25 protein-coding genes, 1 pseudogene and 1 other annotated feature are annotated in these 24,912 nt (G+C 52.0%); of the genes and pseudogenes, 21 read left to right on the top strand and 5 right to left on the bottom strand.

Annotated features, from left to right (window positions below):
* Positions 1-13 precede the first annotated feature (13 nt).
* From gyrB to yidA, 3 genes are all read left to right on the top strand, one after another.
* On the top strand, positions 14-2,428 hold the full coding sequence (gene gyrB, locus C4F37_RS07080) for a DNA topoisomerase (ATP-hydrolyzing) subunit B (RefSeq protein WP_000072072.1): 2,415 nt from the start codon (positions 14-16) through the stop codon (positions 2,426-2,428).
* Between the two features lie 239 nt (positions 2,429-2,667).
* Positions 2,668-3,066: a YidB family protein gene (locus C4F37_RS07075; protein WP_001357887.1), complete on the top strand. Its 399-nt coding sequence runs from the start codon at positions 2,668-2,670 to the stop codon at positions 3,064-3,066.
* A gap of 114 nt (positions 3,067-3,180) precedes the next feature.
* Positions 3,181-3,993 (top strand): sugar-phosphatase, encoded by an 813-nt coding sequence (gene yidA / locus C4F37_RS07070; protein ID WP_000985549.1) that lies wholly within the window; start codon positions 3,181-3,183, stop codon positions 3,991-3,993.
* A gap of 43 nt (positions 3,994-4,036) precedes the next feature.
* Here the strand turns inward: yidA and C4F37_RS07065 are convergent, their stop codons facing one another.
* Positions 4,037-4,693: a hypothetical protein gene (locus tag C4F37_RS07065; RefSeq protein WP_001334470.1), complete on the bottom strand. Its 657-nt coding sequence runs from the start codon at positions 4,691-4,693 to the stop codon at positions 4,037-4,039.
* Between the two features lie 278 nt (positions 4,694-4,971).
* Here C4F37_RS07065 and dgoR point away from each other — a divergent pair, with 278 nt between their 5' ends.
* The 5 genes from dgoR to C4F37_RS07040 all read left to right on the top strand — a co-directional run bounded on the left by dgoR (position 4,972) and on the right by C4F37_RS07040 (position 9,694).
* Positions 4,972-5,661 (top strand): D-galactonate utilization transcriptional regulator DgoR, encoded by a 690-nt coding sequence (gene dgoR, locus C4F37_RS07060; RefSeq protein ID WP_000174305.1) that lies wholly within the window; start codon positions 4,972-4,974, stop codon positions 5,659-5,661.
* Complete coding sequence (dgoK, locus tag C4F37_RS07055; RefSeq protein ID WP_000127077.1) at positions 5,658-6,536, top strand: 2-dehydro-3-deoxygalactonokinase; 879 nt, start codon at positions 5,658-5,660, stop codon at positions 6,534-6,536. The genes dgoR and dgoK overlap by 4 nt, the downstream gene beginning before the upstream one ends.
* Complete coding sequence (dgoA, locus tag C4F37_RS07050; RefSeq protein ID WP_001198717.1) at positions 6,520-7,137, top strand: 2-dehydro-3-deoxy-6-phosphogalactonate aldolase; 618 nt, start codon at positions 6,520-6,522, stop codon at positions 7,135-7,137. The genes dgoK and dgoA overlap by 17 nt, the downstream gene beginning before the upstream one ends.
* Positions 7,134-8,282, top strand: a complete 1,149-nt coding sequence (dgoD, locus tag C4F37_RS07045; RefSeq protein WP_106106704.1) for a galactonate dehydratase — start codon at positions 7,134-7,136, stop codon at positions 8,280-8,282. The genes dgoA and dgoD overlap by 4 nt, the downstream gene beginning before the upstream one ends.
* A gap of 74 nt (positions 8,283-8,356) precedes the next feature.
* Positions 8,357-9,694 carry an MFS transporter gene (locus tag C4F37_RS07040; RefSeq protein ID WP_000253471.1) on the top strand — a complete coding sequence of 446 codons (1,338 nt, stop codon included), beginning with the start codon at positions 8,357-8,359 and terminating at the stop codon, positions 9,692-9,694.
* Here C4F37_RS07040 and cbrA read toward each other — a convergent pair.
* Positions 9,655-10,753 (bottom strand): annotated as a pseudogene (gene cbrA, locus C4F37_RS07035) (colicin M resistance lipid reductase CbrA). The gene C4F37_RS07040 and the pseudogene cbrA sit on opposite strands and share 40 nt — an antisense overlap.
* A gap of 100 nt (positions 10,754-10,853) precedes the next feature.
* On the opposite strand from cbrA, the gene C4F37_RS07030 reads away from it, so the two are divergent.
* Complete coding sequence (locus C4F37_RS07030) at positions 10,854-12,068, top strand: DUF3748 domain-containing protein (protein WP_001540120.1); 1,215 nt, start codon at positions 10,854-10,856, stop codon at positions 12,066-12,068.
* Between the two features lie 3 nt (positions 12,069-12,071).
* Here C4F37_RS07030 and C4F37_RS07025 read toward each other — a convergent pair whose 3' ends face one another.
* The gene (locus C4F37_RS07025; protein WP_001332265.1) at positions 12,072-12,404 is read right to left on the bottom strand and encodes a YceK/YidQ family lipoprotein; all 333 of its coding nucleotides are present in this window, start codon (positions 12,402-12,404) and stop codon (positions 12,072-12,074) included.
* A 239-nt stretch (positions 12,405-12,643) separates the two neighbouring features.
* Positions 12,644-12,716, top strand: a sequence feature (ROSE (Repression Of Heat Shock gene Expression) occurs in the 5'-region of heat shock genes and acts as an RNA thermometer to modulate expression.).
* Here C4F37_RS07025 and ibpA point away from each other — a divergent pair.
* From ibpA to C4F37_RS07010, 3 genes are all read left to right on the top strand, one after another.
* The gene (gene ibpA / locus C4F37_RS07020) at positions 12,710-13,123 is read left to right on the top strand and encodes a small heat shock chaperone IbpA (protein ID WP_001243437.1); all 414 of its coding nucleotides are present in this window, start codon (positions 12,710-12,712) and stop codon (positions 13,121-13,123) included. It overlaps the preceding feature by 7 nt.
* A 111-nt stretch (positions 13,124-13,234) precedes the next feature.
* Positions 13,235-13,663 carry a small heat shock chaperone IbpB gene (gene ibpB, locus C4F37_RS07015; RefSeq protein WP_001243431.1) on the top strand — a complete coding sequence of 143 codons (429 nt, stop codon included), beginning with the start codon at positions 13,235-13,237 and terminating at the stop codon, positions 13,661-13,663.
* Between the two features lie 196 nt (positions 13,664-13,859).
* Positions 13,860-15,521, top strand: a complete 1,662-nt coding sequence (locus C4F37_RS07010; RefSeq protein ID WP_001279773.1) for a putative transporter — start codon at positions 13,860-13,862, stop codon at positions 15,519-15,521.
* An 89-nt stretch (positions 15,522-15,610) separates the two neighbouring features.
* Here the strand turns inward: C4F37_RS07010 and C4F37_RS07005 are convergent, their stop codons facing one another.
* On the bottom strand, positions 15,611-16,477 hold the full coding sequence (locus C4F37_RS07005) for a helix-turn-helix transcriptional regulator (protein WP_001540119.1): 867 nt from the start codon (positions 16,475-16,477) through the stop codon (positions 15,611-15,613).
* A 166-nt stretch (positions 16,478-16,643) separates the two neighbouring features.
* Between C4F37_RS07005 and C4F37_RS07000 the strand changes: the two genes are divergently transcribed.
* The 5 genes from C4F37_RS07000 to C4F37_RS06980 are packed head-to-tail and all read left to right on the top strand — an operon-like array spanning position 16,644 to position 21,102.
* Positions 16,644-18,359 (top strand): solute:sodium symporter family transporter, encoded by a 1,716-nt coding sequence (locus C4F37_RS07000; protein ID WP_001540118.1) that lies wholly within the window; start codon positions 16,644-16,646, stop codon positions 18,357-18,359.
* Entirely contained in the window at positions 18,356-19,849 is a 1,494-nt protein-coding gene (locus C4F37_RS06995) for a sulfatase-like hydrolase/transferase (protein ID WP_001540116.1), read from the top strand. Before C4F37_RS07000 ends, C4F37_RS06995 begins: the two co-directional genes overlap by 4 nt.
* A gap of 59 nt (positions 19,850-19,908) precedes the next feature.
* Entirely contained in the window at positions 19,909-20,256 is a 348-nt protein-coding gene (locus C4F37_RS06990) for a YidH family protein (RefSeq protein WP_000703959.1), read from the top strand.
* On the top strand, positions 20,246-20,608 hold the full coding sequence (locus C4F37_RS06985) for a DUF202 domain-containing protein (RefSeq protein ID WP_001113432.1): 363 nt from the start codon (positions 20,246-20,248) through the stop codon (positions 20,606-20,608). Before C4F37_RS06990 ends, C4F37_RS06985 begins: the two co-directional genes overlap by 11 nt.
* Positions 20,605-21,102: a radical SAM protein gene (locus C4F37_RS06980; RefSeq protein WP_000148045.1), complete on the top strand. Its 498-nt coding sequence runs from the start codon at positions 20,605-20,607 to the stop codon at positions 21,100-21,102. Before C4F37_RS06985 ends, C4F37_RS06980 begins: the two co-directional genes overlap by 4 nt.
* 7 nt (positions 21,103-21,109) lie before the next feature.
* Here the strand turns inward: C4F37_RS06980 and emrD are convergent, their stop codons facing one another.
* Entirely contained in the window at positions 21,110-22,294 is a 1,185-nt protein-coding gene (gene emrD / locus C4F37_RS06975; RefSeq protein WP_001332269.1) for a multidrug efflux MFS transporter EmrD, read from the bottom strand.
* Between the two features lie 81 nt (positions 22,295-22,375).
* Here emrD and ysdE point away from each other — a divergent pair, with 81 nt between their 5' ends.
* From ysdE to ilvN, 4 genes are all read left to right on the top strand, one after another.
* Positions 22,376-22,450, top strand: coding sequence for a protein YsdE (gene ysdE / locus C4F37_RS27730; RefSeq protein ID WP_211180519.1), 75 nt, complete (start codon positions 22,376-22,378; stop codon positions 22,448-22,450).
* A gap of 244 nt (positions 22,451-22,694) precedes the next feature.
* Positions 22,695-22,793, top strand: coding sequence for an ilvB operon leader peptide IvbL (ivbL, locus tag C4F37_RS06965; protein ID WP_001312198.1), 99 nt, complete (start codon positions 22,695-22,697; stop codon positions 22,791-22,793).
* A 105-nt stretch (positions 22,794-22,898) separates the two neighbouring features.
* Positions 22,899-24,587, top strand: a complete 1,689-nt coding sequence (gene ilvB, locus C4F37_RS06960; protein ID WP_000168476.1) for an acetolactate synthase large subunit — start codon at positions 22,899-22,901, stop codon at positions 24,585-24,587.
* Positions 24,588-24,590: 3 nt separating this feature from the next.
* Entirely contained in the window at positions 24,591-24,881 is a 291-nt protein-coding gene (ilvN, locus tag C4F37_RS06955) for an acetolactate synthase small subunit (protein WP_001181706.1), read from the top strand.
* The last annotated feature ends 31 nt before the right edge of the window (positions 24,882-24,912 follow it).

Below are 24,912 nucleotides of genomic sequence, written 5' to 3'. Positions count from 1 at the left end.
GCGAGAAACGTTGATGTCGAATTCTTATGACTCCTCCAGTATCAAAGTCCTGAAAGGGCTGGATGCGGTGCGTAAGCGCCCGGGTATGTATATCGGCGACACGGATGACGGCACCGGTCTGCACCACATGGTATTCGAGGTGGTAGATAACGCTATCGACGAAGCGCTCGCGGGTCACTGTAAAGAAATTATCGTCACCATTCACGCCGATAACTCTGTCTCCGTACAGGATGATGGGCGCGGCATTCCGACCGGTATTCACCCGGAAGAGGGCGTATCGGCGGCGGAAGTGATCATGACCGTTCTGCACGCAGGCGGTAAATTTGACGATAACTCCTATAAAGTGTCCGGCGGTCTGCACGGCGTTGGTGTTTCGGTAGTAAACGCCCTGTCGCAAAAACTGGAGCTGGTTATCCAGCGCGAGGGTAAAATTCACCGTCAGATCTACGAACACGGTGTACCGCAGGCCCCGCTGGCGGTTACCGGCGAGACTGAAAAAACCGGCACCATGGTGCGTTTCTGGCCAAGCCTTGAAACCTTCACCAATGTGACCGAGTTCGAATATGAAATTCTGGCGAAACGTCTGCGTGAGTTGTCGTTCCTCAACTCCGGCGTTTCCATTCGTCTGCGCGACAAGCGCGACGGCAAAGAAGACCACTTCCACTATGAAGGCGGCATCAAGGCGTTCGTTGAATATCTGAACAAGAACAAAACGCCGATCCACCCGAATATCTTCTACTTCTCCACCGAAAAAGACGGTATTGGCGTCGAAGTGGCGTTGCAGTGGAACGATGGCTTCCAGGAAAACATCTACTGCTTTACCAACAACATTCCGCAGCGTGACGGCGGTACTCACCTGGCAGGTTTCCGTGCGGCGATGACCCGTACTCTGAACGCCTACATGGACAAAGAAGGCTACAGCAAAAAAGCCAAAGTCAGCGCCACCGGTGACGATGCGCGTGAAGGCCTGATTGCGGTCGTTTCCGTGAAAGTGCCGGACCCGAAATTCTCCTCACAGACCAAAGACAAACTGGTTTCTTCTGAGGTGAAATCGGCGGTTGAACAGCAGATGAACGAACTGCTGGCGGAATACCTGCTGGAAAACCCAACCGACGCGAAAATCGTGGTCGGCAAAATTATCGATGCTGCCCGTGCCCGTGAAGCTGCGCGTCGCGCGCGTGAAATGACCCGCCGTAAAGGTGCGCTGGATTTAGCTGGCCTGCCGGGCAAACTGGCAGACTGCCAGGAACGCGATCCGGCGCTTTCCGAACTGTACCTTGTGGAAGGGGACTCCGCGGGCGGCTCTGCGAAGCAGGGGCGTAACCGCAAGAACCAGGCGATTCTGCCGCTGAAGGGTAAAATCCTCAACGTCGAGAAAGCGCGCTTCGATAAGATGCTCTCTTCTCAGGAAGTGGCGACGCTTATCACCGCGCTTGGTTGTGGTATCGGTCGTGACGAGTACAACCCGGACAAACTGCGTTATCACAGCATCATCATCATGACCGATGCGGACGTCGACGGCTCGCACATTCGTACGCTGCTGTTGACCTTCTTCTATCGTCAGATGCCGGAAATCGTTGAACGTGGTCACGTCTACATCGCTCAGCCGCCGCTGTACAAAGTGAAGAAAGGTAAGCAGGAACAGTACATTAAAGACGACGAAGCGATGGATCAGTACCAGATCTCTATCGCGCTGGATGGCGCAACGCTGCACACCAACGCCAGTGCACCGGCGCTGGCTGGCGAAGCGTTAGAGAAACTGGTGTCTGAGTACAACGCGACGCAGAAAATGATCAACCGCATGGAGCGTCGTTATCCGAAAGCAATGCTGAAAGAGCTTATCTATCAGCCGACGCTGACGGAAACCGACCTTTCTGACGAGCAGACCGTTACCCGCTGGGTGAACGCGCTGGTCAGCGAACTGAACGATAAAGAACAGCACGGCAGCCAGTGGAAGTTTGATGTCCACACCAATGCTGAGCAAAACTTGTTCGAGCCGATTGTTCGCGTGCGTACCCACGGTGTGGATACTGACTATCCGCTGGATCACGAATTTATCACTGGCGGCGAATATCGTCGTATCTGCACGCTGGGTGAGAAACTGCGTGGCTTGCTGGAAGAAGATGCATTTATCGAACGTGGCGAACGTCGTCAGCCGGTAGCCAGCTTCGAGCAGGCGCTGGACTGGCTGGTGAAAGAGTCCCGTCGCGGCCTCTCCATCCAGCGTTATAAAGGTCTGGGCGAGATGAACCCGGAACAGCTGTGGGAAACCACCATGGACCCGGAAAGCCGTCGTATGCTGCGCGTTACCGTTAAAGATGCGATTGCTGCCGACCAGTTGTTCACTACGCTTATGGGCGACGCCGTTGAACCGCGCCGTGCGTTTATTGAAGAGAACGCTCTGAAAGCGGCGAATATCGATATTTAATGGCGTTAACAATGCGAGCGTGCCTGATGCGCTACGCTTATCAGGCCTACGAGACTCCTGCAATATATTGAATTTGCATGTTTTTGTAGGCCGGATAAGGCGTTCACGCCGCATCCGGCAAGAAGCTATAAGAAAAGGGCGGAGATCATCTCCGCCCTTTTTATTCCTGCAATCCGCAATTATCATCCCACAGAACTATACTTTTTGAGTCAACACGTAACGCTTTACAGGTGATTATCATGGGCCTTTTTGATGACGTTGTCGGCGCCTTTCTGAAAGGCGATGCGGGGAAATATCAGGCGATTTTAAGTTGGGTTGAGGAGCAGGGCGGCATTCAGGTGCTGCTGGAAAAACTGCAAAGTGGCGGCTTAGGGGCCATTCTCTCAACCTGGTTGAGTAATCAACAGAGCAATCAATCAGTTAGCGGCGAGCAAGTGGAATCGGCGCTCGGCACAAATGCGGTGTCCGATCTCGGGCAAAAACTTGGCGTGGATACCAGTACAGCTTCCAGTTTACTGGCAGAACAATTGCCGAAGATTATTGATGCGCTCTCACCGCAAGGTGAAGTGTCACCACAAGCCAATAACGATCTGCTTTCCGCAGGCATGGAACTGCTGAAAGGGAAACTTTTCCGCTAAGCAAAAGGGGAGCACGCAATGCGCGTTGCATCCCCCTTTTCCCTCGGGTGTTGTACTGATTTTTGAGCGGAATCGCGTTAGCATGGGTCAGGAACCAATCTACCTGGGGAACTCATGGCTATCAAACTCATTGCTATCGATATGGATGGCACCCTTCTGCTGCCCGATCACACCATTTCACCCGCCGTTAAAAATGCGATTGCCGCAGCTCGCGCCCGTGGCGTGAATGTCGTGCTAACGACGGGTCGCCCTTATGCAGGTGTTCACAATTACCTGAAAGAGCTGCATATGGAACAGCCGGGCGACTACTGCATTACTTATAACGGCGCGCTGGTACAGAAGGCCGCTGATGGTAGCACCGTGGCGCAAACCGCTCTCAGCTATGACGACTACCGTTTCCTGGAAAAACTCTCTCGCGAAGTCGGTTCTCATTTCCACGCCCTGGACCGCACCACGCTGTACACCGCCAACCGAGATATCAGCTACTACACGGTGCATGAATCTTTCGTTGCCACCATTCCGCTGGTGTTCTGCGAAGCGGAGAAAATGGACCCCAATACCCAGTTCCTGAAAGTGATGATGATTGATGAACCCGCCATCCTCGACCAGGCCATTGCGCGTATTCCGCAGGAAGTGAAAGAAAAATACACCGTGCTGAAAAGTGCGCCGTACTTCCTCGAAATCCTCGATAAACGCGTTAACAAAGGTACGGGTGTGAAATCACTGGCCGACGTGTTAGGTATTAAACCGGAAGAAATCATGGCGATTGGCGATCAGGAAAACGACATCGCAATGATTGAATATGCAGGCGTCGGTGTGGCGATGGATAACGCTATTCCTTCGGTGAAAGAAGTGGCGAACTTTGTCACCAAATCTAACCTTGAAGATGGCGTGGCATTTGCTATTGAGAAGTATGTGCTGAATTAATCAGTGAACGGGCAAACGGCATGAATGCGTTTGCCCGCAGCGATTAACAATTTCTGGTCGTGCATAAAATCAGGAACTGGAGTGGTGACGTTACTATATCCAGCGTAAGAGTGACTGGCAGCAGCGCATTAACGAGGCCGTGCGGGACGCCATCTGTTGCTTTGTACTCATAAAATCCCACCGTAAAGGGTTGATGGAAAACCATCACGTTTGAGTAATCCGCTTTTTTATTTTTCTGGTGGATTGAGCCTTTCAAACCGTCCAGCATCCATGTACAACGCCGGGTATCACAAATAAAACCATATTGTGTTGCCAGTGCCTTATCTTCTTCGTTGTTCCAGTCGTAATAGAGCGTAATAGCACCAGAGAAATTCTTATTACTGCTGCTTAAAATAAATTTCGCGTTATCAGAAACGGTGATTCTTTCACCATGGATTGCCGGATCGTTCAGCATGTTAACTACCTCATCGCCGCCGGTGGTCAACAGATAGTCCAACGATTCACCAACAAAAACATAGCCTTTCGTACCGTTACTATCTTCTGCCAGCGATAAACCCTTAATCGTGTCTGACCGCCATTGCTCGGCATGTGGACGGCTTGCAGTATTGGAAACCAATCCCCAGGTGATACATCCGGTCAACGCAAATGCCAAAGAACACAAACCGGCAGCCTTAAAAAATCCTTTAAAATTCAATTTCATGATTAATCCTTTAAACAAGAGTGCTAAGCCGTTGAAAGCATACTCTTCTTTCCCTCCTGTTTAGCGCCTGATCTCCCTTTTCAGATTTTTGCCCGACGTAGAACATTTTCTTATTGATTGTTCTTTTTGTGATCTAAATTGTAGTACAACAATATAACTTTGTACTACATTAGACGCACAACAAACGCGAACGTCATCACGCTGGTACTACAAAATTGCCGCGTTATGCATCGATCGGGGTAAAGTAGAGAAGAACATACAGAGCACAAGGACTCTCCATGACTCTCAATAAAACCGATCGCATCGTTATTACGCTAGGTAAACAGATCGTTCACGGCAAATACGTGCCAGGCTCGCCGCTTCCGGCTGAGGCAGAACTCTGTGAAGAGTTTGCAACCTCGCGCAACATCATCCGTGAGGTATTTCGTTCGCTGATGGCGAAGCGGCTGATTGAAATGAAACGTTATCGCGGGGCGTTTGTGGCTCCGCGTAACCAGTGGAATTACCTCGACACTGACGTACTGCAATGGGTGCTGGAAAACGACTATGACCCACGGCTTATCAGTGCAATGAGCGAAGTGCGAAACCTGGTAGAGCCGGCTATTGCCCGTTGGGCAGCAGAGCGCGCGACCTCCAGCGATCTGGCGCAGATTGAATCGGCGCTGAACGAGATGATTGCCAACAATCAGGACCGCGAAGCGTTTAACGAAGCGGATATTCGCTACCACGAGGCGGTGCTGCAGTCGGTGCATAACCCGGTGTTACAGCAACTGAGCATTGCGATCAGTTCGCTGCAGCGGGCGGTTTTTGAACGAACCTGGATGGGCGATGAGGCCAACATGCCGCAAACGCTCCAGGAACATAAGGCGCTGTTCGATGCGATAAGGCATCAGGACGGCGATGCGGCAGAGCAGGCGGCGCTTACCATGATCGCCAGCTCGACACGAAGGTTAAAGGAAATCACATGACAGCTCGCTACATCGCAATTGACTGGGGATCGACCAATCTGCGCGCCTGGCTTTATCAGGGCGACCACTGCCTGGACAGCAGGCAATCAGAAGCAGGCGTCACGCGCCTGAACGGAAAATCTCCGGCTGCGGTGTTAGCAGAAGTGACGACCGGCTGGCGTGAAGAGAATACGCCAGTGGTAATGGCAGGAATGGTCGGCAGCAATGTCGGCTGGAAAGTTGCGCCGTATTTATCCGTTCCAGCCCGTTTTTCGTCTATTGGCGAACAATTAACGTCTGTTGGCGACAATATCTGGATTATTCCCGGATTATGCGTCTCTCATGACGATAACCACAATGTGATGCGCGGCGAAGAAACACAATTGATCGGCGCGCGCACTCTGGCTCCTTCCTCTCTTTATGTCATGCCCGGTACGCATTGCAAATGGGTGCAGGCCGATAGCCAGCAAATTAACGATTTTCGCACCGTGATGACCGGTGAATTACATCATTTACTGTTAAATCACTCATTGATTGGCGCAGGTTTGCCGCCGCAGGAAAACGCTGCCGATGCCTTCGCGGCTGGTCTTGAGCATGGCCTTAATGCGCCCGCCGTATTGCCACAGCTTTTTGAGGTTCGCGCCTCGCATGTGCTGGGAACACTTCCCCGCGAACAGGTCAGCGAATTTCTCTCTGGTTTGTTGATTGGCGCAGAGGTTGCCAGTATGCGTGACTATGTGGACCATCAACACGCCATCACCCTTGTCGCCGGAACATCGCTGACCGCGCGCTACCAGCAAGCCTTTCAGGCGATGGGTTGCGACGTGACGGCGGTGGCAGGCGACACGGCATTTCAGGCTGGTATAAGGAGCATCGCTCATGCAGTGGCAAACTAAACTCCCGCTGATCGCCATTTTGCGCGGCATTACGCCCGACGAGGCGCTGGCACATGTTGGCGCGGTGATTGACGCCGGGTTCGATGCGGTTGAAATCCCGCTGAATTCTCCACAATGGGAGCAGAGCATTCCCGCCATCGTTGATGCGTACGGCGATAAGGCGTTGATTGGCGCAGGTACGGTACTGAAACCTGAACAGGTCGATGCGCTCGCCAGAATGGGCTGTCAGCTCATCGTTACGCCCAATATCCATAGTGAAGTGATCCGCCGTGCGGTGGGCTACGGCATGACCGTCTGCCCCGGCTGTGCGACGGCGACCGAAGCCTTTACCGCGCTCGAAGCGGGCGCGCAGGCGCTGAAAATATTTCCGTCATCGGCTTTTGGTCCGCAATACATCAAAGCATTAAAAGCGGTATTACCACCGGACATCGCAGTCTTTGCCGTTGGCGGCGTGACGCCAGAAAACCTGGCGCAGTGGATAGACGCAGGTTGTGCAGGGGCGGGCTTAGGCAGCGATCTCTATCGCGCCGGGCAGTCCGTAGAACGGACTGCGCAGCAGGCAGCAGCATTTGTTAAGGCGTATCGAGAGGCAGTGCAATGAAAATCACCAAAATTACCACGTATCGGTTACCTCCCCGCTGGATGTTCCTGAAAATTGAAACCGATGAAGGTGTGGTCGGTTGGGGCGAGCCCGTGATTGAAGGCCGCGCTCGCACGGTGGAAGCGGCAGTCCACGAGCTGAGTGACTATTTGATTGGTCAGGACCCGTCACGCATCAACGACTTATGGCAAGTGATGTATCGCGCCGGATTTTATCGTGGCGGTCCAATCCTGATGAGCGCCATCGCCGGGATCGACCAGGCGTTATGGGATATCAAAGGTAAAGTGCTGAATGCGCCGGTCTGGCAACTGATGGGCGGCCTGGTTCGCGACAAAATTAAAGCCTACAGTTGGGTCGGCGGCGATCGTCCGGCGGATGTTATCGACGGCATTAAAACGCTACGCGAAATCGGCTTCGATACCTTCAAACTGAACGGTTGTGAAGAACTGGGGCTAATTGATAACTCCCGCGCGGTAGATGCGGCAGTCAACACCGTGGCACAAATTCGTGAAGCTTTTGGCAATCAGATTGAGTTTGGTCTTGATTTCCATGGTCGCGTCAGCGCGCCGATGGCGAAAGTGCTGATTAAAGAGCTGGAACCGTATCGTCCGCTGTTTATTGAAGAGCCGGTGCTGGCGGAACAGGCCGAATACTACCCGAAACTGGCGGCACAAACGCATATTCCACTGGCGGCGGGTGAGCGCATGTTCTCACGCTTCGATTTTAAACGTGTGCTGGAGGCAGGCGCTATTTCGATTCTGCAACCGGATCTCTCCCACGCAGGCGGTATTACCGAATGCTACAAAATTGCCGGAATGGCAGAAGCCTATGACGTGACCCTTGCGCCGCACTGTCCGCTCGGACCGATTGCACTGGCGGCTTGCCTGCATATCGACTTTGTTTCCTATAACGCCGTCCTTCAGGAACAAAGTATGGGCATTCATTACAACAAAGGCGCGGAGTTACTCGACTTTGTGAAAAACAAAGAGGACTTCAGCATGGTCGGCGGTTTCTTTAAACCATTAACGAAACCGGGCTTAGGCGTGGAAATCGACGAAGCTAAAGTTATTGAGTTCAGTAAAAATGCCCCGGACTGGCGTAATCCGCTCTGGCGTCATGAAGATAACAGCGTAGCAGAGTGGTAATTCCTGCCACGTAAGCCCCTCATCGGGCACTAAAACAGCAATACAAAAATATAACCCTCTGTAAATTACAGGGCATGGTGAGCGGCTTCGCTATGCCCAAAATCTGGAGAAAGCTCGCTATGGATATTCCCGTTAATGCAGCAAAGCCGGGGCGTCGGCGTTATCTGACGCTGGTGATGATCTTTATTACGGTGGTCATTTGTTATGTTGACCGCGCTAACCTGGCCGTGGCTTCTGCCCATATTCAGGAAGAGTTTGGTATTACTAAAGCGCAAATGGGCTATGTATTTTCGGCCTTCGCCTGGCTTTATACGCTATGTCAGATCCCCGGTGGTTGGTTTTTAGATCGCGTAGGTTCACGCGTGACTTATTTTATTGCGATATTTGGCTGGTCAGTGGCGACGTTATTCCAGGGCTTTGCCACGGGCTTAATGTCATTAATTGGTCTGCGCGCGATAACCGGTATTTTCGAAGCGCCCGCGTTCCCGACCAATAACCGGATGGTAACCAGTTGGTTCCCGGAACATGAACGCGCTTCTGCCGTTGGTTTTTATACGTCTGGTCAGTTTGTCGGTCTGGCGTTTCTGACTCCGCTGCTGATCTGGATTCAGGAGATGTTGAGCTGGCACTGGGTGTTCATTGTCACCGGTGGTATCGGCATTATCTGGTCGCTGATTTGGTTTAAGGTTTATCAGCCGCCGCGTCTGACCAAAGGCATCAGCAAAGCTGAACTGGATTACATTCGTGATGGCGGCGGTCTGGTGGATGGCGATGCGCCGGTGAAGAAAGAGGCGCGTCAGCCGTTAACAGCCAAAGACTGGAAACTGGTGTTCCATCGTAAACTGATCGGTGTCTATCTTGGGCAATTTGCGGTGGCTTCTACACTGTGGTTTTTCTTAACCTGGTTCCCGAACTATTTAACCCAGGAAAAAGGAATCACGGCGCTGAAAGCAGGTTTTATGACCACGGTGCCATTCCTCGCGGCGTTTGTCGGCGTCCTGCTCTCTGGCTGGGTCGCGGATCTGCTGGTACGTAAGGGCTTTTCACTGGGCTTTGCGCGTAAAACGCCGATTATCTGCGGCTTGCTGATCTCCACCTGCATTATGGGTGCGAACTACACCAACGATCCGATGATGATTATGTGCCTGATGGCGCTGGCATTCTTCGGCAACGGTTTTGCTTCGATAACCTGGTCGCTGGTCTCTTCTCTGGCACCGATGCGCCTGATTGGTTTAACCGGCGGCGTGTTTAACTTTGCCGGTGGTCTGGGCGGCATCACCGTTCCGCTGGTGGTGGGATACCTGGCGCAGGGTTACGGTTTCGCGCCTGCACTGGTTTATATCTCCGCCGTCGCGTTGATTGGCGCGCTCTCTTACATCCTGCTGGTGGGCGATGTGAAGCGCGTTGGATAATCTTTCAACTGTGGAATATGCGCCACTCCACTGCGCATAATCCACTTTCTTAAAGCCGGTGCGGTCAGGCATCGGCTTTTTACTATCTTGCCGAAGAGTTTTAAACGCAGTTTGCGAGTGGCGCGCCTGTAAGCGGTATTGAGCTTCTCTGGCTGCTTCAGTAATACCGAACGCAGAATCTCTGCGCTATCCAGCGCATAGCTAATCCCCTCCAGCGAGCTGGCGCTGATAAATCCCGCCGCTTCGCCAATCAGAAAGGCGTTGTCTTGCCGCAGACAAAATCCTGCCAGCGTGAGGGAAACAGCACCGTGCATTTTTCGCTTTTCACCGCCTTACCAAACTGGAACTGAAAGGCGCTCATTTTCTCTTTTAGCGTCGTGAAACGCGTCTGACCGTCTTTCATCGGATAGGCACCGCCAAAGATAAAATAACCGTCTTTGCTGATACTCCATGAGTAACAGTCAGTTATCGCATTATCAAAGATGCAGGAGTAGAACGGCACCGGATGTTTCTCTGCGAACCACTGCTGGATGGCGACATATTTACGAATCTGATGATCCGGGTAGAGATGTCGCCGCACCATCGAGTTGGCACCATCGGCACCGACCAGATAGCGGGCGGTAATATGCTGCTCCCAGCCGTCTGCGCGAAAAATGACATGCCATTTATCATCCTCACGCCAGATTTTTCGACACAGGCTGTCGTGGTAAACCTCAACGCTGGCGGGGATCAGCGATTTCATCCACAAGTCGAAAGCATGGCGATTAATATTGATATAGCTTCGCTGGTAGTTACGCGTGAGCGATGCGGCGACGTCGACGGTTTTGACGCTGAAAATCTGCGGGTTGGCGATGACATCGACAGGAAGCGTCAGTCCATCGCGAATAAAAGATCGCTGCGCGTCCGGTGCCAGCAGACCGCCACAAGGTTTGCTGAAACCTTCAGTACCATGCTGGTGCTTTTTATCCAGCGCGATCACCTGCATTTTACCTGCTAACTGCCGCGCCAGCGCCGACCCGCCGGGCCGAGGCCAATAATCGCCACGTCGAAATGTTCCATCTTTTCACTCACATTCATCACGATGGCAAAAGACTATTGTCTGAAAGTGAAGTCCTTGTGAAGTATGATGGCGGGAACCGTTTTGTATCAGGACCGCGCCATGAAACAGATAACCTTTGCTCCCCGTAATCACCTGCTCACCAATACCAATACCTGGACGCCCGACAGCCAGTGGCTGGTGTTTGACGTGCGGCCTTCTGGGGCGTCGTTTACCGGCGAGACCATTGAGCGTGTGAATATTCATACCGGCGAGGTCGAGGTTATCTATCGCGCGTCACAGGGCGCATACGTCGGCGTGGTGACCGTTCATACGAAGTCAGAGAAGTATGTCTTCATCCACGGCCCGGAAAATCCTGATGAAACATGGTATTACGACTTTCATCATCGGCGCGGAGTGATTGTTGAAAGCGGCAAGGTGAGCAATCTCGATGCAATGGATATTACCGCGCCATATACTCCAGGAGCGCTGCGCGGCGGCAGTCATGTACATGTCTTTAGCCCGAACGGTGAAAGGGTGAGCTTTACCTACAACGACCATGTAATGCATGAACTCGATCCGGCGCTGGATTTGCGAAACGTCGGTGTTGCTGCACCGTTTGGCCCGGTCAACGTACAAAAGCAGCATCCGCGTGAATACAGCGGTAGCCACTGGTGCGTGCTGGTAAGTAAAACCACGCCCACGCCACAGCCTGGCAGTGATGAAATCAATCGTGCTTATGAAGAAGGATGGGTAGGAAATCACGCACTGGCGTTTATTGGCGACACACTTTCGCCAAAGGGCGAGAAAGTGCCGGAGCTGTTTATTGTCGAGTTGCCGAAAGATGAAGCTGGCTGGAAAGTGGCAGGTGATGCGCCGTTAAGCGGAACGGAAACAACCCTGCCTGCGCCACCGCGTGGTGTCGTGCAGCGACGTTTAACCTTTACGCACCATCGTATTTACCCGGGCCTGGTTAACATTCCGCGCCACTGGGTGCGTTGTAATCCTCAAGGAACACAAATTGCGTTTTTAATGCGTGATGATAACGGCATTGTGCAACTGTGGCTTATCTCGCCACAGGGCGGTGAACCACGCCAGTTAACCCATAATAAAACGGATATTCAGTCTGCATTTAACTGGCATCCATCAGGCGAATGGCTGGGATTTGTGCTGGATAATCGGATTGCTTGTGCCCATGCGCAAAGCGGCGAGGTTGAGTATTTAACCGAAAACCACGCCAATCCACCTTCTGCGGACGCCGTGGTTTTCTCGCCGGATGGTCAATGGTTGGCGTGGATGGAGGACGGTCAGTTGTGGATCACCGAAACTGACCGCTAGCTCTCAGTTTGCAGGCATTTTGGCGGGGGGAATGACGTTATTGGTTTCTTGCGCGTTGGCTTCGCTTTTTTCAACGCGCGAGCGCACTGAGCTGTCTTTGCGGAACACATCCCACGGTAGCAATATTGTGTCCAGTACTGCGGTAAATGGCATGTCGAGTATCGCCAGCGATTTTGTGCCCCAGTTGGTTTCATCGTCGCCAATCATGGTTGCGCTGGCGCGGGTGCCAGGATACGTTCCTTCTTTCCCCCCGGTATGGGACATCACGCTGGAGCATCCTCCGAGTAATGTCATTCCGCTGCATATCATGAACGCTAACAACACATTTCTTATCATAATAAATTCATCTGTTGATCGTGGGTGTTGGCCTGATGAGTTATAGCGATCCCTTGCTGAAAATAACATCATCATTACGTCGCACTGTGGCGGCTATCGCACTTTAACGTTTCGTGCTGCCCCCTCAGTCTATGCAATAGACCATAAACTGCAAAAAAAAGTCCGCTGATAAGGCTTGAAAAGTTCATTTCCAGACCCATTTTTACATCGTAGCCGATGAGGACGCGCCTGATGGGTGTTCTGGCTACCTGACCTGTCCATTGTGGAAGGTCTTAGATTCTCGCTGATTTCAGGAGCTATTGATTATGCGTAACTTTGATTTATCCCCGCTTTACCGTTCTGCTATTGGATTTGACCGTTTGTTTAACCACTTAGAAAACAACCAGAGCCAGAGTAATGGCGGCTACCCTCCGTATAACGTTGAACTGGTAGACGAAAACCATTATCGCATTGCTATCGCTGTGGCTGGTTTTGCTGAGAGCGAACTGGAAATTACCGCCCAGGATAATCTGCTGGTGGTGAAAGGTGCTCACGCCGACGAACAAAAAGAGCGCACCTATCTGTACCAGGGCATCGCTGAACGCAACTTTGAACGTAAATTCCAGTTAGCTGAGAACATTCATGTTCGTGGTGCTAACCTGGTGAATGGTCTGCTGTATATCGATCTCGAACGCGTGATTCCGGAAGCGAAAAAACCGCGCCGTATCGAAATCAACTAATTCCCTAAGGCCGCCTGGCGCGGCCTGACATTTCCATGCTCGCCGTCAGGGAGCATATGCGAATCTTCGGATTTGCAGGTACTTACTCGCTTCTTAGAAGGAGAAATGGCTATGCGTAACTTCGATTTATCCCCACTGATGCGTCAATGGATCGGTTTTGACAAACTGGCCAACGCACTGCAAAACGCCGGTGAAAGCCAGAGCTTCCCGCCGTACAACATTGAGAAAAGCGACGATAACCACTACCGCATTACCCTTGCGCTGGCAGGTTTCCGTCAGGAAGATTTAGAGATTCAACTGGAAGGTACGCGCCTGAGCGTAAAAGGCACGCCAGAGCAGCCAAAAGAAGAGAAAAAATGGCTGCATCAAGGGCTTATGAATCAGCCTTTTAGCCTGAGCTTTACGCTGGCTGAAAATATGGAAGTCTCTGGCGCAACCTTCGTAAACGGTTTACTGCATATTGATTTAATTCGTAATGAGCCTGAACCCATCGCAGCGCAGCGTATCGCTATCAGCGAACGTCCCGCGTTAAATAGCTAACTAGCTATTCTCTTTGCCCCGCCATTCTGGTGGGGCTTTTTTTTGTCTTTTTTCTTCAGCAATGCGTTAAATTTCGCCTGTTTAAGATATTTCGGCACGTTCTTTCCCGTGATAATGTGCGCTATAAGGCAAATCTGCTTCACCGATTCAGCCATAATCCGTAGCAATTAAAATGTTATTTCAAGAGAAATGGACGATGAGTGATATAGCATTAACGGTCAGTATTCTGGCTTTGGTGGCGGTCGTCGGGTTGTTTATCGGCAACGTCAAGTTTCGCGGTGTTGGATTGGGCATTGGCGGCGTGCTGTTCGGTGGGATCATCGTCGGCCATTTTGTTTCTCAGGCGGGGATGACATTAAGTAGCGATATGCTGCATGTTATTCAGGAGTTTGGCCTGATCCTGTTCGTTTATACCATCGGGATTCAGGTAGGGCCGGGCTTCTTTGCCTCATTGCGCGTCTCCGGATTACGCCTCAACCTGTTTGCTGTTCTGATCGTCATCATCGGTGGTCTGGTTACCGCCATCCTGCATAAACTGTTTGATATTCCACTGCCGGTAGTGCTGGGGATTTTTTCCGGCGCGGTCACCAATACGCCAGCGCTGGGGGCAGGGCAGCAGATCTTGCGCGACCTGGGGACACCGATGGCGATGGTCGATCAAATGGGGATGAGCTATGCGATGGCGTATCCATTTGGGATTTGCGGCATTTTGTTCACTATGTGGATGCTGCGGGTTATTTTCCGCGTCAATGTTGAGACTGAGGCCCAGCAGCACGAGTCCACGCGAACCAACGGCGGTGCGCTAATCAGGACGATTAACATCCGAGTTGAGAATCCTAATTTGCATAATTTAGCCATTAAAGATGTGCCGATTCTCAATGGCGATAAAGTTATTTGCTCACGATTGAAACGAGAAGAAACCCTAAAAGTGCCTTCGCCAGAAACCGTTATTCAACTGGGCGATTTGCTGCATCTGGTGGGGCAGCCTGCGGATTTACATAATGCGCAACTGGTGATTGGTCAGGAGGTCGATACCTCGCTGTCTACGAAAGGCACTGATTTGCGCGTCGCGCGTGTGGTGGTCACCAATGAAAACGTGCTCGGTAAACGTATTCGCGACCTGCACTTTAAAGAACGCTATGACGTTGTTATCTCGCGCCTGAACCGTGCTGGTGTTGAATTAGTTGCAAGTAGCGATATCAGCCTGCAGTTCGGCGATATCCTCAACCTGGTGGGGCGTCCGTCCGCAATTGATGCCGTTGCCAATGTGCTGGGGAATGCGCAGCAAAAACTGCAACAGGTTCAGATGCTGCCAGTGTTTATTGGTATCGGGCTTGGCGTATTGTTAGGTTCTATTCCCGTCTTTGTGCCTGGGTTCCCGGCGGCGTTGAAACTCGGGCTGGCGGGCGGTCCGCTGATTATGGCGTTGATCCTCGGGCGTATCGGCAGTATCGGCAAGCTGTACTGGTTTATGCCACCAAGCGCTAACCTGGCGCTACGCGAGTTAGGCATTGTGCTCTTTCTCTCGGTGGTTGGCCTGAAATCCGGCGGCGATTTTATCCATACACTGGTGGATGGCGAAGGGCTAAGCTGGATTGGTTATGGTGCCCTGATCACCGCCGTTCCGCTGATTACTGTTGGCATTCTGGCGCGGATGTTAGCCAAAATGAATTACCTGACCATGTGCGGGATGCTGGCAGGTTCCATGACCGATCCTCCGGCGCTGGCGTTTGCTAATAATCTTCATCCAACCAGCGGTGCGGCGGCGCTCTCTTACGCCACTGTCTATCCGTTAGTGATGTTCCTGCGCATTATCACACCCCAATTACTGGCGGTGCTCTTCTGGAGTATCGGTTAACTCTTTTCCCGGTGGAGTCGCCGTAAATGGTACTCCGCCTGGTATTTCTGAACATCATCGAGTCATTTACACACTCGCCATTCTGGTTATTACCTGTCCGTATTCTTCAGCACAGCTGACGGCGCATAACCAAATTTATGCTTAAAGGCTTTGCTGAAATGAAAGGAGTCGAAGAAGTTGAGCGTATCAGCGACTTCGCCAACCGAGTTCCCTTGTTGCTTTAATAGCGATAGCGCCAGATCCAGACGCGCATCGAGGTAATATTCTTTCGGCGTCTTGCCGGTATAGCGTAAAAACAGACGACGCAACCAGGCCTCGCTACAGGGGATCGTGGCAGCCATATCAGCTACGCTCCAGCGTTGTTGTAGATTGGCATGTAAAGTGGCAATTAATTTTTCAATTTGCCGCCGTTGTGGATCTTTTTTACCGACTGCGTACATAAGACAAATCCACTGATAAATAATTTTCGTCAGAAAAGCGACTGCCAGATTATTTTTTATTGCTTCTGGTGAAGTAATTAACTCAGCAACTTCGGTGAGTTCCTGATTATAAACTTCGCCATTATAAATAACGCTTTGCTGACCGACGGGAATATCCATCATACTGGTGGGGGTAAATTCCATCCAGTACTGTTCCCAGACCAAACCTTCACAGTGATAAGAGTGAATATCCATTGGCTTTAAAAATATAATACAGTTGCCATGCAGAGTTATTTGTTCGTCATTCTTTAAAAGAATTTTCCCACATCCTTGTACGGTATACACCGCAACCCATGAGTTGGCGATAAGCGGTTTCTTCTTGTCCCGCGGCCAGATCACCCGATAATGCTCGTCGGCGTAGGTATGCCAGAGCGAGATCAGAGAAATTCCGCTGGAGATCACATTTTCGTTAATCAATAAGGGAATATTGTACGGAGTTTCGTTTTTTACATCCGAACTTTGCAATTTTCCATTCATTTTAATATCCCTCCGGCGAATTATGCTCACAACCTGAACTTAACAGAAAACAATCCGTTCAGGGATACGACGTTTGTATTTTAAGAATCTGACTGCCTGACCCGACGCATTTTACCTCTCCCTATATTCATGCGTCCGGGACATAAACATAAATAAGGGCTATGAGATGAATTCGTTACAAATCTTGAGTTTTGTCGGTTTTACGCTGCTGGTAGCGGTCATCACCTGGTGGAAGGTCCGTAAAACAGATACCGGATCGCAACAAGGCTATTTTCTTGCCGGACGTTCACTAAAAGCGCCGGTTATTGCCGCTTCGTTAATGCTAACCAACCTTTCCACGGAACAACTGGTCGGCCTTTCCGGGCAGGCCTACAAAAGCGGCATGTCGGTGATGGGCTGGGAAGTCACCTCTGCAGTGACGCTGATCTTCCTCGCGCTAATCTTTTTACCGCGCTATCTGAAGCGCGGCATTGCCACCATCCCCGATTTTCTGGAGGAACGTTATGATAAAACGACGCGTATTATCATCGACTTCTGCTTCCTCATTGCCACCGGCGTCTGCTTTCTGCCGATTGTTCTCTATTCCGGCGCGTTGGCGCTCAACAGCCTGTTTCATGTGGGTGAGTCGCTACAACTTTCCGATGGTGCGGCTATCTGGTTACTGGTTATTTTGCTTGGTCTGGCGGGAATTTTGTATGCGGTGATCGGCGGACTGCGCGCAATGGCAGTGGCGGACTCCATTAACGGTATTGGGCTGGTTATTGGCGGGTTGATGGTGCCGGTATTTGGCCTGATCGCGATGGGCAAGGGCAGCTTTATGCAGGGCATTGAGCAACTCACCACCGTTCATGCCGAGAAATTAAACTCAGTCGGCGGCCCGACCGATCCCTTGCCGATTGGCGCGGCATTTACCGGTTTGATTCTGGTGAACACCTTTTACTGGTGTACAAATCAGGGCATCGTGCAACGCACGCTGGCGTCAAAAAGCCTGGCGGAAGGGCAAAAGGGGGCGCTGTTAACGGCGGTGCTGAAAATGCTCGACCCGCTGGTACTGGTGCTGCCAGGGTTGATTGCGTTTCATCTGTATCAGGATTTACCGAAAGCCGACATGGCCTACCCGACGCTGGTCAATAACGTTCTGCCGGTGCCACTGGTGGGCTTCTTCGGTGCGGTGTTATTTGGTGCGGTGATCAGTACCTTCAACGGCTTTCTGAATAGCGCCAGTACGTTATTCAGTATGGGTATTTACCGGCGCATCATTAACCAGAATGCCGAGCCGCAACAGCTGGTCACCGTCGGGCGCAAATTTGGTTTCTTTATCGCCATCGTTTCGGTGATGGTCGCGCCGTGGATCGCCAACGCGCCGCAGGGGCTGTATAGCTGGATGAAACAGCTCAACGGTATTTACAACGTGCCGCTGGTTACCATCATCATTATGGGCTTTTTCTTCCCGCGCATTCCGGCGCTGGCGGCAAAAGTGGCGATGGGGATTGGCATAATCAGCTACATCACCATCAACTATCTGGTGAAGTTCGACTTCCATTTCCTCTATGTGCTGGCCTGTACGTTCTGCATCAACGTGGTCGTGATGCTGGTGATCGGTTTTATCAAACCGCGCGCCACGCCGTTCACCTTCAAAGATGCGTTTGCGGTGGACATGAAACCGTGGAAAAACGTCAAGATTGCGTCAATTGGTATCCTGTTCGCGATGATTGGCGTCTATGCCGGGCTGGCTGAATTCGGTGGCTACGGTACGCGCTGGTTAGCGATAATCAGTTATTTCATCGCCGCCGTAGTGATTGTCTACCTGATTTTTGACAGCTGGCGGCATCGTCACGACCCAGCCGTAACCTTTACTCCCGATGCGAAGGATAGCCTATGAAACGCCCCAATTTTCTGTTCATCATGACCGATACCCAGGCCACCAATATGGTCGGTTGCTATAGCGGTAAGCCGCTGAATACGCAAAATATTGATAGTCTGGCGGCAGAAGGTATTCGCTTTAATTCTGCCTACACCTGTTCACCGGTTTGTACACCTGCACGCGCCGGACTATTCACCGGTATCTACGCTAACCAGTCCGGCCCGTGGACCAACAACGTCGCGCCGGGCAAAAACATTTCCACCATGGGGCGCTACTTTAAGGATGCGGGCTATCACACCTGCTACATCGGCAAATGGCATCTCGATGGACATGACTATTTCGGCACTGGCGAGTGTCCGCCGGAGTGGGACGCTGATTACTGGTTCGATGGCGCGAACTATCTTAGTGAACTGACGGAGAAAGAGATTAGCCTGTGGCGCAATGGCCTAAACAGCGTTGAGGATTTACAGGCGAACCATATTGACGAAACCTTCACCTGGGCGCACCGCATCAGCAATCGGGCGGTGGGTTTTCTGCAACAGCCCGCGCGCGCCGACGAACCTTTCCTGATGGTGATTTCGTATGATGAGCCGCATCACCCGTTCACCTGTCCGGTGGAGTATTTAGAGAAATACACTGATTTTTACTACGAACTGGGTGAGAAAGCAGAGGATGACCTGGCGAACAAACCGGAACATCACCGCTTATGGGCGCAGGCGATGCCATCGCCAGTCGGTGATGACGGGCTTTATCACCATCCGCTCTATTTTGCCTGCAATGACTTTGTTGATGACCAAATCGGACGGGTCATCAATGCCTTAACGCCAGAGCAACGTGAAAATACGTGGGTTATTTATACCTCCGATCACGGCGAAATGATGGGCGCACATAAGCTGATCAGTAAAGGAGCGGCGATGTATGACGACATCACCCGCATTCCGCTGATCATCCGTTCGCCGCAAGGGGAGCGGCGACAGGTCGATACGCCAGTCAGTCATATTGACTTACTGCCGACAATGATGGCGCTGGCAGATATTGAAAAACCAGAGATTCTGCCGGGGGAAAATATCCTTGCCGTAAAAGAACCACGTGGCGTGTTGGTGGAATTTAATCGCTACGAGATTGAGCATGACAGCTTTGGCGGTTTTATTCCGGTGCGTTGCTGGGTAACGGATGACTTTAAACTGGTGCTCAACCTCTTCACCAGTGATGAACTTTACGATCGCCGTAATGACCCAAATGAAATGCATAACCTGATCGATGATATCCATTTTGCCGACGTTCGCAGCAAAATGCATGACGCCTTATTGGATTACATGGACAAAATTCGCGATCCGTTCCGCAGTTATCAATGGAACCTGCGTCCGTGGCGCAAAGATGCACAACCGCGCTGGATGGGGGCGTTTCGTCCACGCCCACAGGATGGTTATTCTCCAGTGGTACGCGACTATGACACCGGTTTACCGACACAAGGGGTGAAGGTGGAAGAGAAAAAACAGAAGTTCTGATGCATTATTGCTGTTCCTGGCCTAATTTTTCGGCGAGGAACAGTTTACAAGGAGCAACAATGAAAATTTCCCGCCTCGGAGAAGCGCCCGATTACCGCTTCTCGCTGGCTAATGAGCGTACTTTTCTGGCGTGGATCCGTACTGCACTAGGATTTCTGGCGGCGGGGGTTGGGCTTGATCAACTTGCGCCAGATTTCGCCACGCCCGTCATCCGCGAACTGCTGGCGTTGTTGTTGTGTCTGTTTTCCGGCGGGTTAGCGATGTATGGCTACTTGCGCTGGTTACGCAATGAAAAAGCGATGCGCCTGAAAGAGGACCTGCCCTATACCAACAGCTTATTAATCATCAGTTTAATATTGATGGTCGTGGCAGTGATCGTTATGGGACTGGTGTTGTATGCCGGATAGCCGCAAAGCCAGACGCATTGCCGACCCAGGGCTGCAGCCGGAGCGTACATCACTGGCGTGGTTTCGTACCATGCTGGGCTACGGCGCGTTGATGGCGTTGGCTATCAAACACAACTGGCACCAGGCGGGCATGTTATTCTGGATTTCGATTGGCATTCTCGCCATTGTGGCGCTGATCCTCTGGCACTACACCCGTAATCGCAATTTAATGGATGTCACGAATAGCGATTTTTCCCAATTTCACGTAGTCCGTGACAAATTTTTGATCTCCCTCGCGGTGTTATCTCTCGCAATACTGTTTGCTGTAACGCATATACATCAACTTATCGTATTTATTGAGAGAGTCGCATGACAGGAAGTCAGGTCATTGATGCTGAAGAGGACAGGCATAAACTGGTTGTAGAGTACAAGGATGCTCTGCAACCTGCCGATTTTTATCACAATTTCAAACAACGGGGTATCCGCTCCGTACAGCTTATTCCCCATCTTGAATTTGATGACCGGGGCGATCTGACGGCCGCTTCGGTGACAGCAGAGCTGTGGGGGAAATTTTTAATTGCCCTGTTCGAGTGTTGGGTACGGGCAGATATCAGTCGTATTTCGATTGAGCTTTTTGACGCCACCCTACAAAAATGGTGTGGCAGCGAAAACCCGCAACCGCGTCGTGGCTGCCAGGCGTGCGACTGGCATCGCCTGTGCCCGCACGCTCGGGAGGAGACGCCAGACAACGTGCTTTGTGCGGGCTATCAGGCGTTTTATTCTTACTCCGCGCCGCATATGCGGGTGATGCGTGATCTGATAAAGCAGCATCGTTCTCCCATGGAGCTGATGACGATGCTGCGGTGACGTGAGCTTAAACAGGCTGCCCCTGATGCGACATCCGCGTCGCCAGCGGTAGCCAGCACAGCACGATCAACAATCCCATTAAGGTCATCAACAATCCCAGGCTGCCCTGACCGGTTTGCGGCAACATCGCAGAGAGCGACGCCAGCACGCCGGAACCAATGTTTTGCAGACCGCCGACCAGCGCGCCAGCGGTGCCCGCCAGGAAGGGGAACGGCTCCATCGCGCCGCTGGTAGCCAGTGGAAACAGCATCCCGGCACCGAAAAAGAACAGCGCGGCGGGAATGAGCAGCGTCCAGACATTCATCACGCCAAACCAGTCGGGGATCCACATCAGCAAGCCAGCCAGCAGGCAACAGATAACCGACTGCCACATCAACGTTGAGAAGCGCTTATTGGGACGTCCGGCAAACCATGCGCCAAAAAATGCCGCCGGAATCGGCAGAATAAACAAAATACTGACCGTCATACTGCTCAGCCCTAACACCGCGCCCATCAGCACGCCGGAGCAGGCTTCAAATGCGGCAATCCCGGCCAGACCGCCAATCAGCATCAGCAAATAACAGTTAAAACCGCTGTTACCGAAAAGCGTTTTATAACTGGTAAGCAGGCGCGTGCGCGGTGCGTCGACCGGACGCGTTTCCGGCATCCAGCGGGCCATACTGAAAGTCACACCGGCACAAAGAACCAACAAAAAGAGATAACAGGCACGCCAGTTCCACATCGTATCCAGCAGACCGCCGATTAGCGGTGCGAGCAGCGGACTGACAAGAATCCCCATGTTTAACAGGCTGTTAGCGTGGCGCAACTGTGTCCGTTCATATAAATCGCGCGGCAAAGTACGCGCCATTACGCCGCCAACGCCGGTGCCCATCCCCTGCATCGCGCTGGCGGCAATCAATACCATCAAACTGGAGGTCGTGACCGCGACCAGCGTTGCCAGCATAAAAATGGACATTCCGACGAGGATCACCGGTCGGCGACCCACGCGGTCGGAAATCGGGCCATAAAACAGCTGTGAGACACCGTAAGTCAGCAGATAAGCGCCCATTACGCTCTGCACCGCCCCTTCACGGACATTGAGATCGCGCGCCATATCGGCAATAGCTGGAATATAAATGGTTTGCGCCATCTGACCGACGGCCACGAGTAATACCAACATCAATAACAAATTGACGTTTCTATGCCTTTTCATTATCACGGATGCTTTTATAAAAATAATTAGAATAAGTCACTACGCATTCCCATAAATGCGGGAGAGGAATCTATCACATTGATGAATGTTAGCCAGATATACGCCAGGAATGGGGAATTGTTTAGCGGCAGAATATGTAAACAAAAGCGGCAATAAATGTTGCCGGAAACAGTGATGGTGCGGTTGGTAGGGTAAGGTGTTTACGCTGTATTCGACATGAATAAGGCGCACTCTGTCAACAATCTGACCGTCTTTCAGGTGATGATGCTTTATTGCCTGAGTTTCAGTTCAAAATGTGATCTGCCACGTATTTTTATCCGGAAGAAAAATTTTCCATTGTCTCCCCTGTAAAGCTGTGCTTGTATAAATATTGTTAAACACAAAACCAACAAGGTCCCCAATGACTACTTCCATGTTCAACGCAAAACTACTACCAACTGCGCCATCCGCCGCAGTGGTCGTCGTGCGTGTGGTGGTGGTCGTCGGCAATGCGCCGTAGGGACTGGAACAACACACGATTCCAAAACCCCGCCGGCGCAAACCGGGCGGGGTTTTTCGTTTAAGCTCCTCCCGGAAAGTCGGCCCAGAAGAAAAGGACTGGAGCATGGCAAGTTCGGGCACAACATCGACGCGTAAGCGCTTTACCGGCGCAGAATTTATCGTTCATTTCCTGGAACAGCAGGGCATTAAGATTGTGACGGGTATTCCGGGCGGTTCTATCCTGCCTGTTTACGATGCCTTAAGCCAAAGCACGCAAATCCGCCATATTCTGGCTCGCCATGAACAGGGCGCGGGGTTTATCGCTCAGGGAATGGCGCGCACCGACGGTAAACCGGCGGTCTGTATGGCCTGTAGTGGACCGGGTGCGACTAACCTGGTGACCGCCATTGCCGATGCGAGGCTGGACTCCATCCCGCTGATTTGCATCACTGGTCAGGTTCCCGCCTCGATGATCGGCACCGACGCCTTCCAGGAAGTCGACACCTACGGCATCTCTATCCCCATCACCAAACACAACTATCTGGTCAGACATATCGAAGAACTCCCGCAGGTCATGAGCGATGCCTTCCGTATTGCGCAATCAGGCCGCCCTGGCCCGGTGTGGATAGACATTCCTAAGGATGTGCAAACGGCAGTTTTTGAGATTGAAACACAGCCCGCTATGGCAGAAAAAGCCGCCGCACCCGCCTTTAGCGAAGAAAGTATTCGTGACGCGGCGGCGATGATTAACGCCGCCAAACGCCCGGTGCTTTATCTGGGTGGTGGTGTGATCAACGCGCCTGCGCGAGTGCGTGAACTGGCGGAGAAAGCGCAACTGCCTACCACCATGACTTTAATGGCGCTGGGTATGTTGCCAAAAGCGCATCCGCTGTCGCTGGGTATGCTGGGGATGCACGGCGTGCGCAGCACCAACTATATTTTGCAGGAGGCGGATTTGTTGATTGTTCTCGGTGCGCGTTTTGATGACCGGGCGATTGGCAAAACCGAGCAGTTCTGTCCGAATGCCAAAATTATTCATGTCGATATCGACCGCGCAGAGCTGGGCAAAATCAAGCAACCGCATGTGGCAATTCAGGCGGATGTTGATGACGTGTTGGCGCAGTTGATCCCGCTGGTGGAAGCGCAACCGCGTGCAGAGTGGCACCAGTTGGTGGCGGATTTGCAGCGTGAATTCCCGTGTCCAATCCCGAAAGCGTGCGATCCATTAAGCCATTACGGCCTGATCAACGCCGTTGCCGCCTGTGTCGATGACAATGCGATTATCACCACCGACGTGGGTCAGCATCAGATGTGGACCGCGCAAGCCTATCCGCTCAATCGCCCACGCCAGTGGCTGACCTCCGGCGGGCTGGGCACGATGGGTTTTGGCCTGCCTGCGGCGATTGGCGCGGCGCTGGCGAACCCGGACCGCAAAGTGTTGTGCTTCTCCGGCGACGGCAGCCTGATGATGAATATTCAGGAGATGGCGACCGCCAGTGAAAATCAGCTGGATGTTAAAATCATTTTGATGAACAACGAAGCGCTGGGGCTGGTGCATCAGCAACAGAGTCTGTTCTACAAGCAGGGCGTTTTTGCCGCTACCTATCCGGGCAAAATCAACTTTATGCAGATTGCCGCCGGATTCGGCCTCGAAACCTGTGATTTGAATAACGAAGCCGATCCGCAGGCTGCATTGCAGGAAATCATCAATCGCCCTGGCCCGGCGCTGATCCATGTGCGCATTGATGCCGAAGAAAAAGTGTACCCGATGGTGCCGCCAGGTGCGGCGAATACTGAAATGGTGGGGGAATAAGCCATGCAAAACACAACTCATGATAACGTGATTCTGGAACTCACCGTTCGCAACCATCCGGGTGTAATGACCCACGTTTGTGGCCTTTTTGCCCGTCGCGCTTTTAACGTTGAAGGCATTCTCTGCCTGCCGATTCAGGACAGCGACAAAAGCCACATCTGGCTACTGGTCAATGACGACCAGCGTCTGGAGCAGATGATAAGCCAAATCGACAAGCTGGAAGATGTGGTGAAAGTGCAGCGTAATCAGTCCGATCCGACCATGTTTAACAAGATTGCGGTGTTTTTTCAGTAACCGCTCAAGGCTTGAACAACATCGCGCTTAT

Origin of the sequence: Escherichia sp. R1, assembly GCF_003000935.1 — a bacterium.
Classification (GTDB): domain Bacteria; phylum Pseudomonadota; class Gammaproteobacteria; order Enterobacterales; family Enterobacteriaceae; genus Escherichia; species Escherichia coli.
This window is presented reverse-complemented; position numbering and strand designations above follow the sequence as displayed.

What these genes read in the sequence shown, in the direction of transcription:
- C4F37_RS07025 (WP_001332265.1), bottom strand. Translation starts at nt 12,404, where the DNA reads ATGATAAGAAATGTGTTGTTAGCGTTCATGATATGCAGCGGAATGACA.
- C4F37_RS07065 (WP_001334470.1), bottom strand. Translation starts at nt 4,693, where the DNA reads ATGAAATTGAATTTTAAAGGATTTTTTAAGGCTGCCGGTTTGTGTTCT.
- C4F37_RS06985 (WP_001113432.1), top strand. Translation starts at nt 20,246, where the DNA reads ATGCCGGATAGCCGCAAAGCCAGACGCATTGCCGACCCAGGGCTGCAG.
- C4F37_RS07075 (WP_001357887.1), top strand. Translation starts at nt 2,668, where the DNA reads ATGGGCCTTTTTGATGACGTTGTCGGCGCCTTTCTGAAAGGCGATGCG.
- gyrB (WP_000072072.1), top strand. Translation starts at nt 14, where the DNA reads ATGTCGAATTCTTATGACTCCTCCAGTATCAAAGTCCTGAAAGGGCTG.
- yidA (WP_000985549.1), top strand. Translation starts at nt 3,181, where the DNA reads ATGGCTATCAAACTCATTGCTATCGATATGGATGGCACCCTTCTGCTG.
- emrD (WP_001332269.1), bottom strand. Translation starts at nt 22,294, where the DNA reads ATGAAAAGGCATAGAAACGTCAATTTGTTATTGATGTTGGTATTACTC.
- C4F37_RS07030 (WP_001540120.1), top strand. Translation starts at nt 10,854, where the DNA reads ATGAAACAGATAACCTTTGCTCCCCGTAATCACCTGCTCACCAATACC.
- ibpA (WP_001243437.1), top strand. Translation starts at nt 12,710, where the DNA reads ATGCGTAACTTTGATTTATCCCCGCTTTACCGTTCTGCTATTGGATTT.
- dgoD (WP_106106704.1), top strand. Translation starts at nt 7,134, where the DNA reads ATGAAAATCACCAAAATTACCACGTATCGGTTACCTCCCCGCTGGATG.
- C4F37_RS06980 (WP_000148045.1), top strand. Translation starts at nt 20,605, where the DNA reads ATGACAGGAAGTCAGGTCATTGATGCTGAAGAGGACAGGCATAAACTG.
- C4F37_RS06990 (WP_000703959.1), top strand. Translation starts at nt 19,909, where the DNA reads ATGAAAATTTCCCGCCTCGGAGAAGCGCCCGATTACCGCTTCTCGCTG.
- ilvN (WP_001181706.1), top strand. Translation starts at nt 24,591, where the DNA reads ATGCAAAACACAACTCATGATAACGTGATTCTGGAACTCACCGTTCGC.
- C4F37_RS07040 (WP_000253471.1), top strand. Translation starts at nt 8,357, where the DNA reads ATGGTGAGCGGCTTCGCTATGCCCAAAATCTGGAGAAAGCTCGCTATG.
- C4F37_RS06995 (WP_001540116.1), top strand. Translation starts at nt 18,356, where the DNA reads ATGAAACGCCCCAATTTTCTGTTCATCATGACCGATACCCAGGCCACC.
- ilvB (WP_000168476.1), top strand. Translation starts at nt 22,899, where the DNA reads ATGGCAAGTTCGGGCACAACATCGACGCGTAAGCGCTTTACCGGCGCA.
- ivbL (WP_001312198.1), top strand. Translation starts at nt 22,695, where the DNA reads ATGACTACTTCCATGTTCAACGCAAAACTACTACCAACTGCGCCATCC.
- C4F37_RS07010 (WP_001279773.1), top strand. Translation starts at nt 13,860, where the DNA reads ATGAGTGATATAGCATTAACGGTCAGTATTCTGGCTTTGGTGGCGGTC.
- dgoR (WP_000174305.1), top strand. Translation starts at nt 4,972, where the DNA reads ATGACTCTCAATAAAACCGATCGCATCGTTATTACGCTAGGTAAACAG.
- C4F37_RS07005 (WP_001540119.1), bottom strand. Translation starts at nt 16,477, where the DNA reads ATGAATGGAAAATTGCAAAGTTCGGATGTAAAAAACGAAACTCCGTAC.
- ibpB (WP_001243431.1), top strand. Translation starts at nt 13,235, where the DNA reads ATGCGTAACTTCGATTTATCCCCACTGATGCGTCAATGGATCGGTTTT.
- dgoA (WP_001198717.1), top strand. Translation starts at nt 6,520, where the DNA reads ATGCAGTGGCAAACTAAACTCCCGCTGATCGCCATTTTGCGCGGCATT.
- C4F37_RS07000 (WP_001540118.1), top strand. Translation starts at nt 16,644, where the DNA reads ATGAATTCGTTACAAATCTTGAGTTTTGTCGGTTTTACGCTGCTGGTA.
- dgoK (WP_000127077.1), top strand. Translation starts at nt 5,658, where the DNA reads ATGACAGCTCGCTACATCGCAATTGACTGGGGATCGACCAATCTGCGC.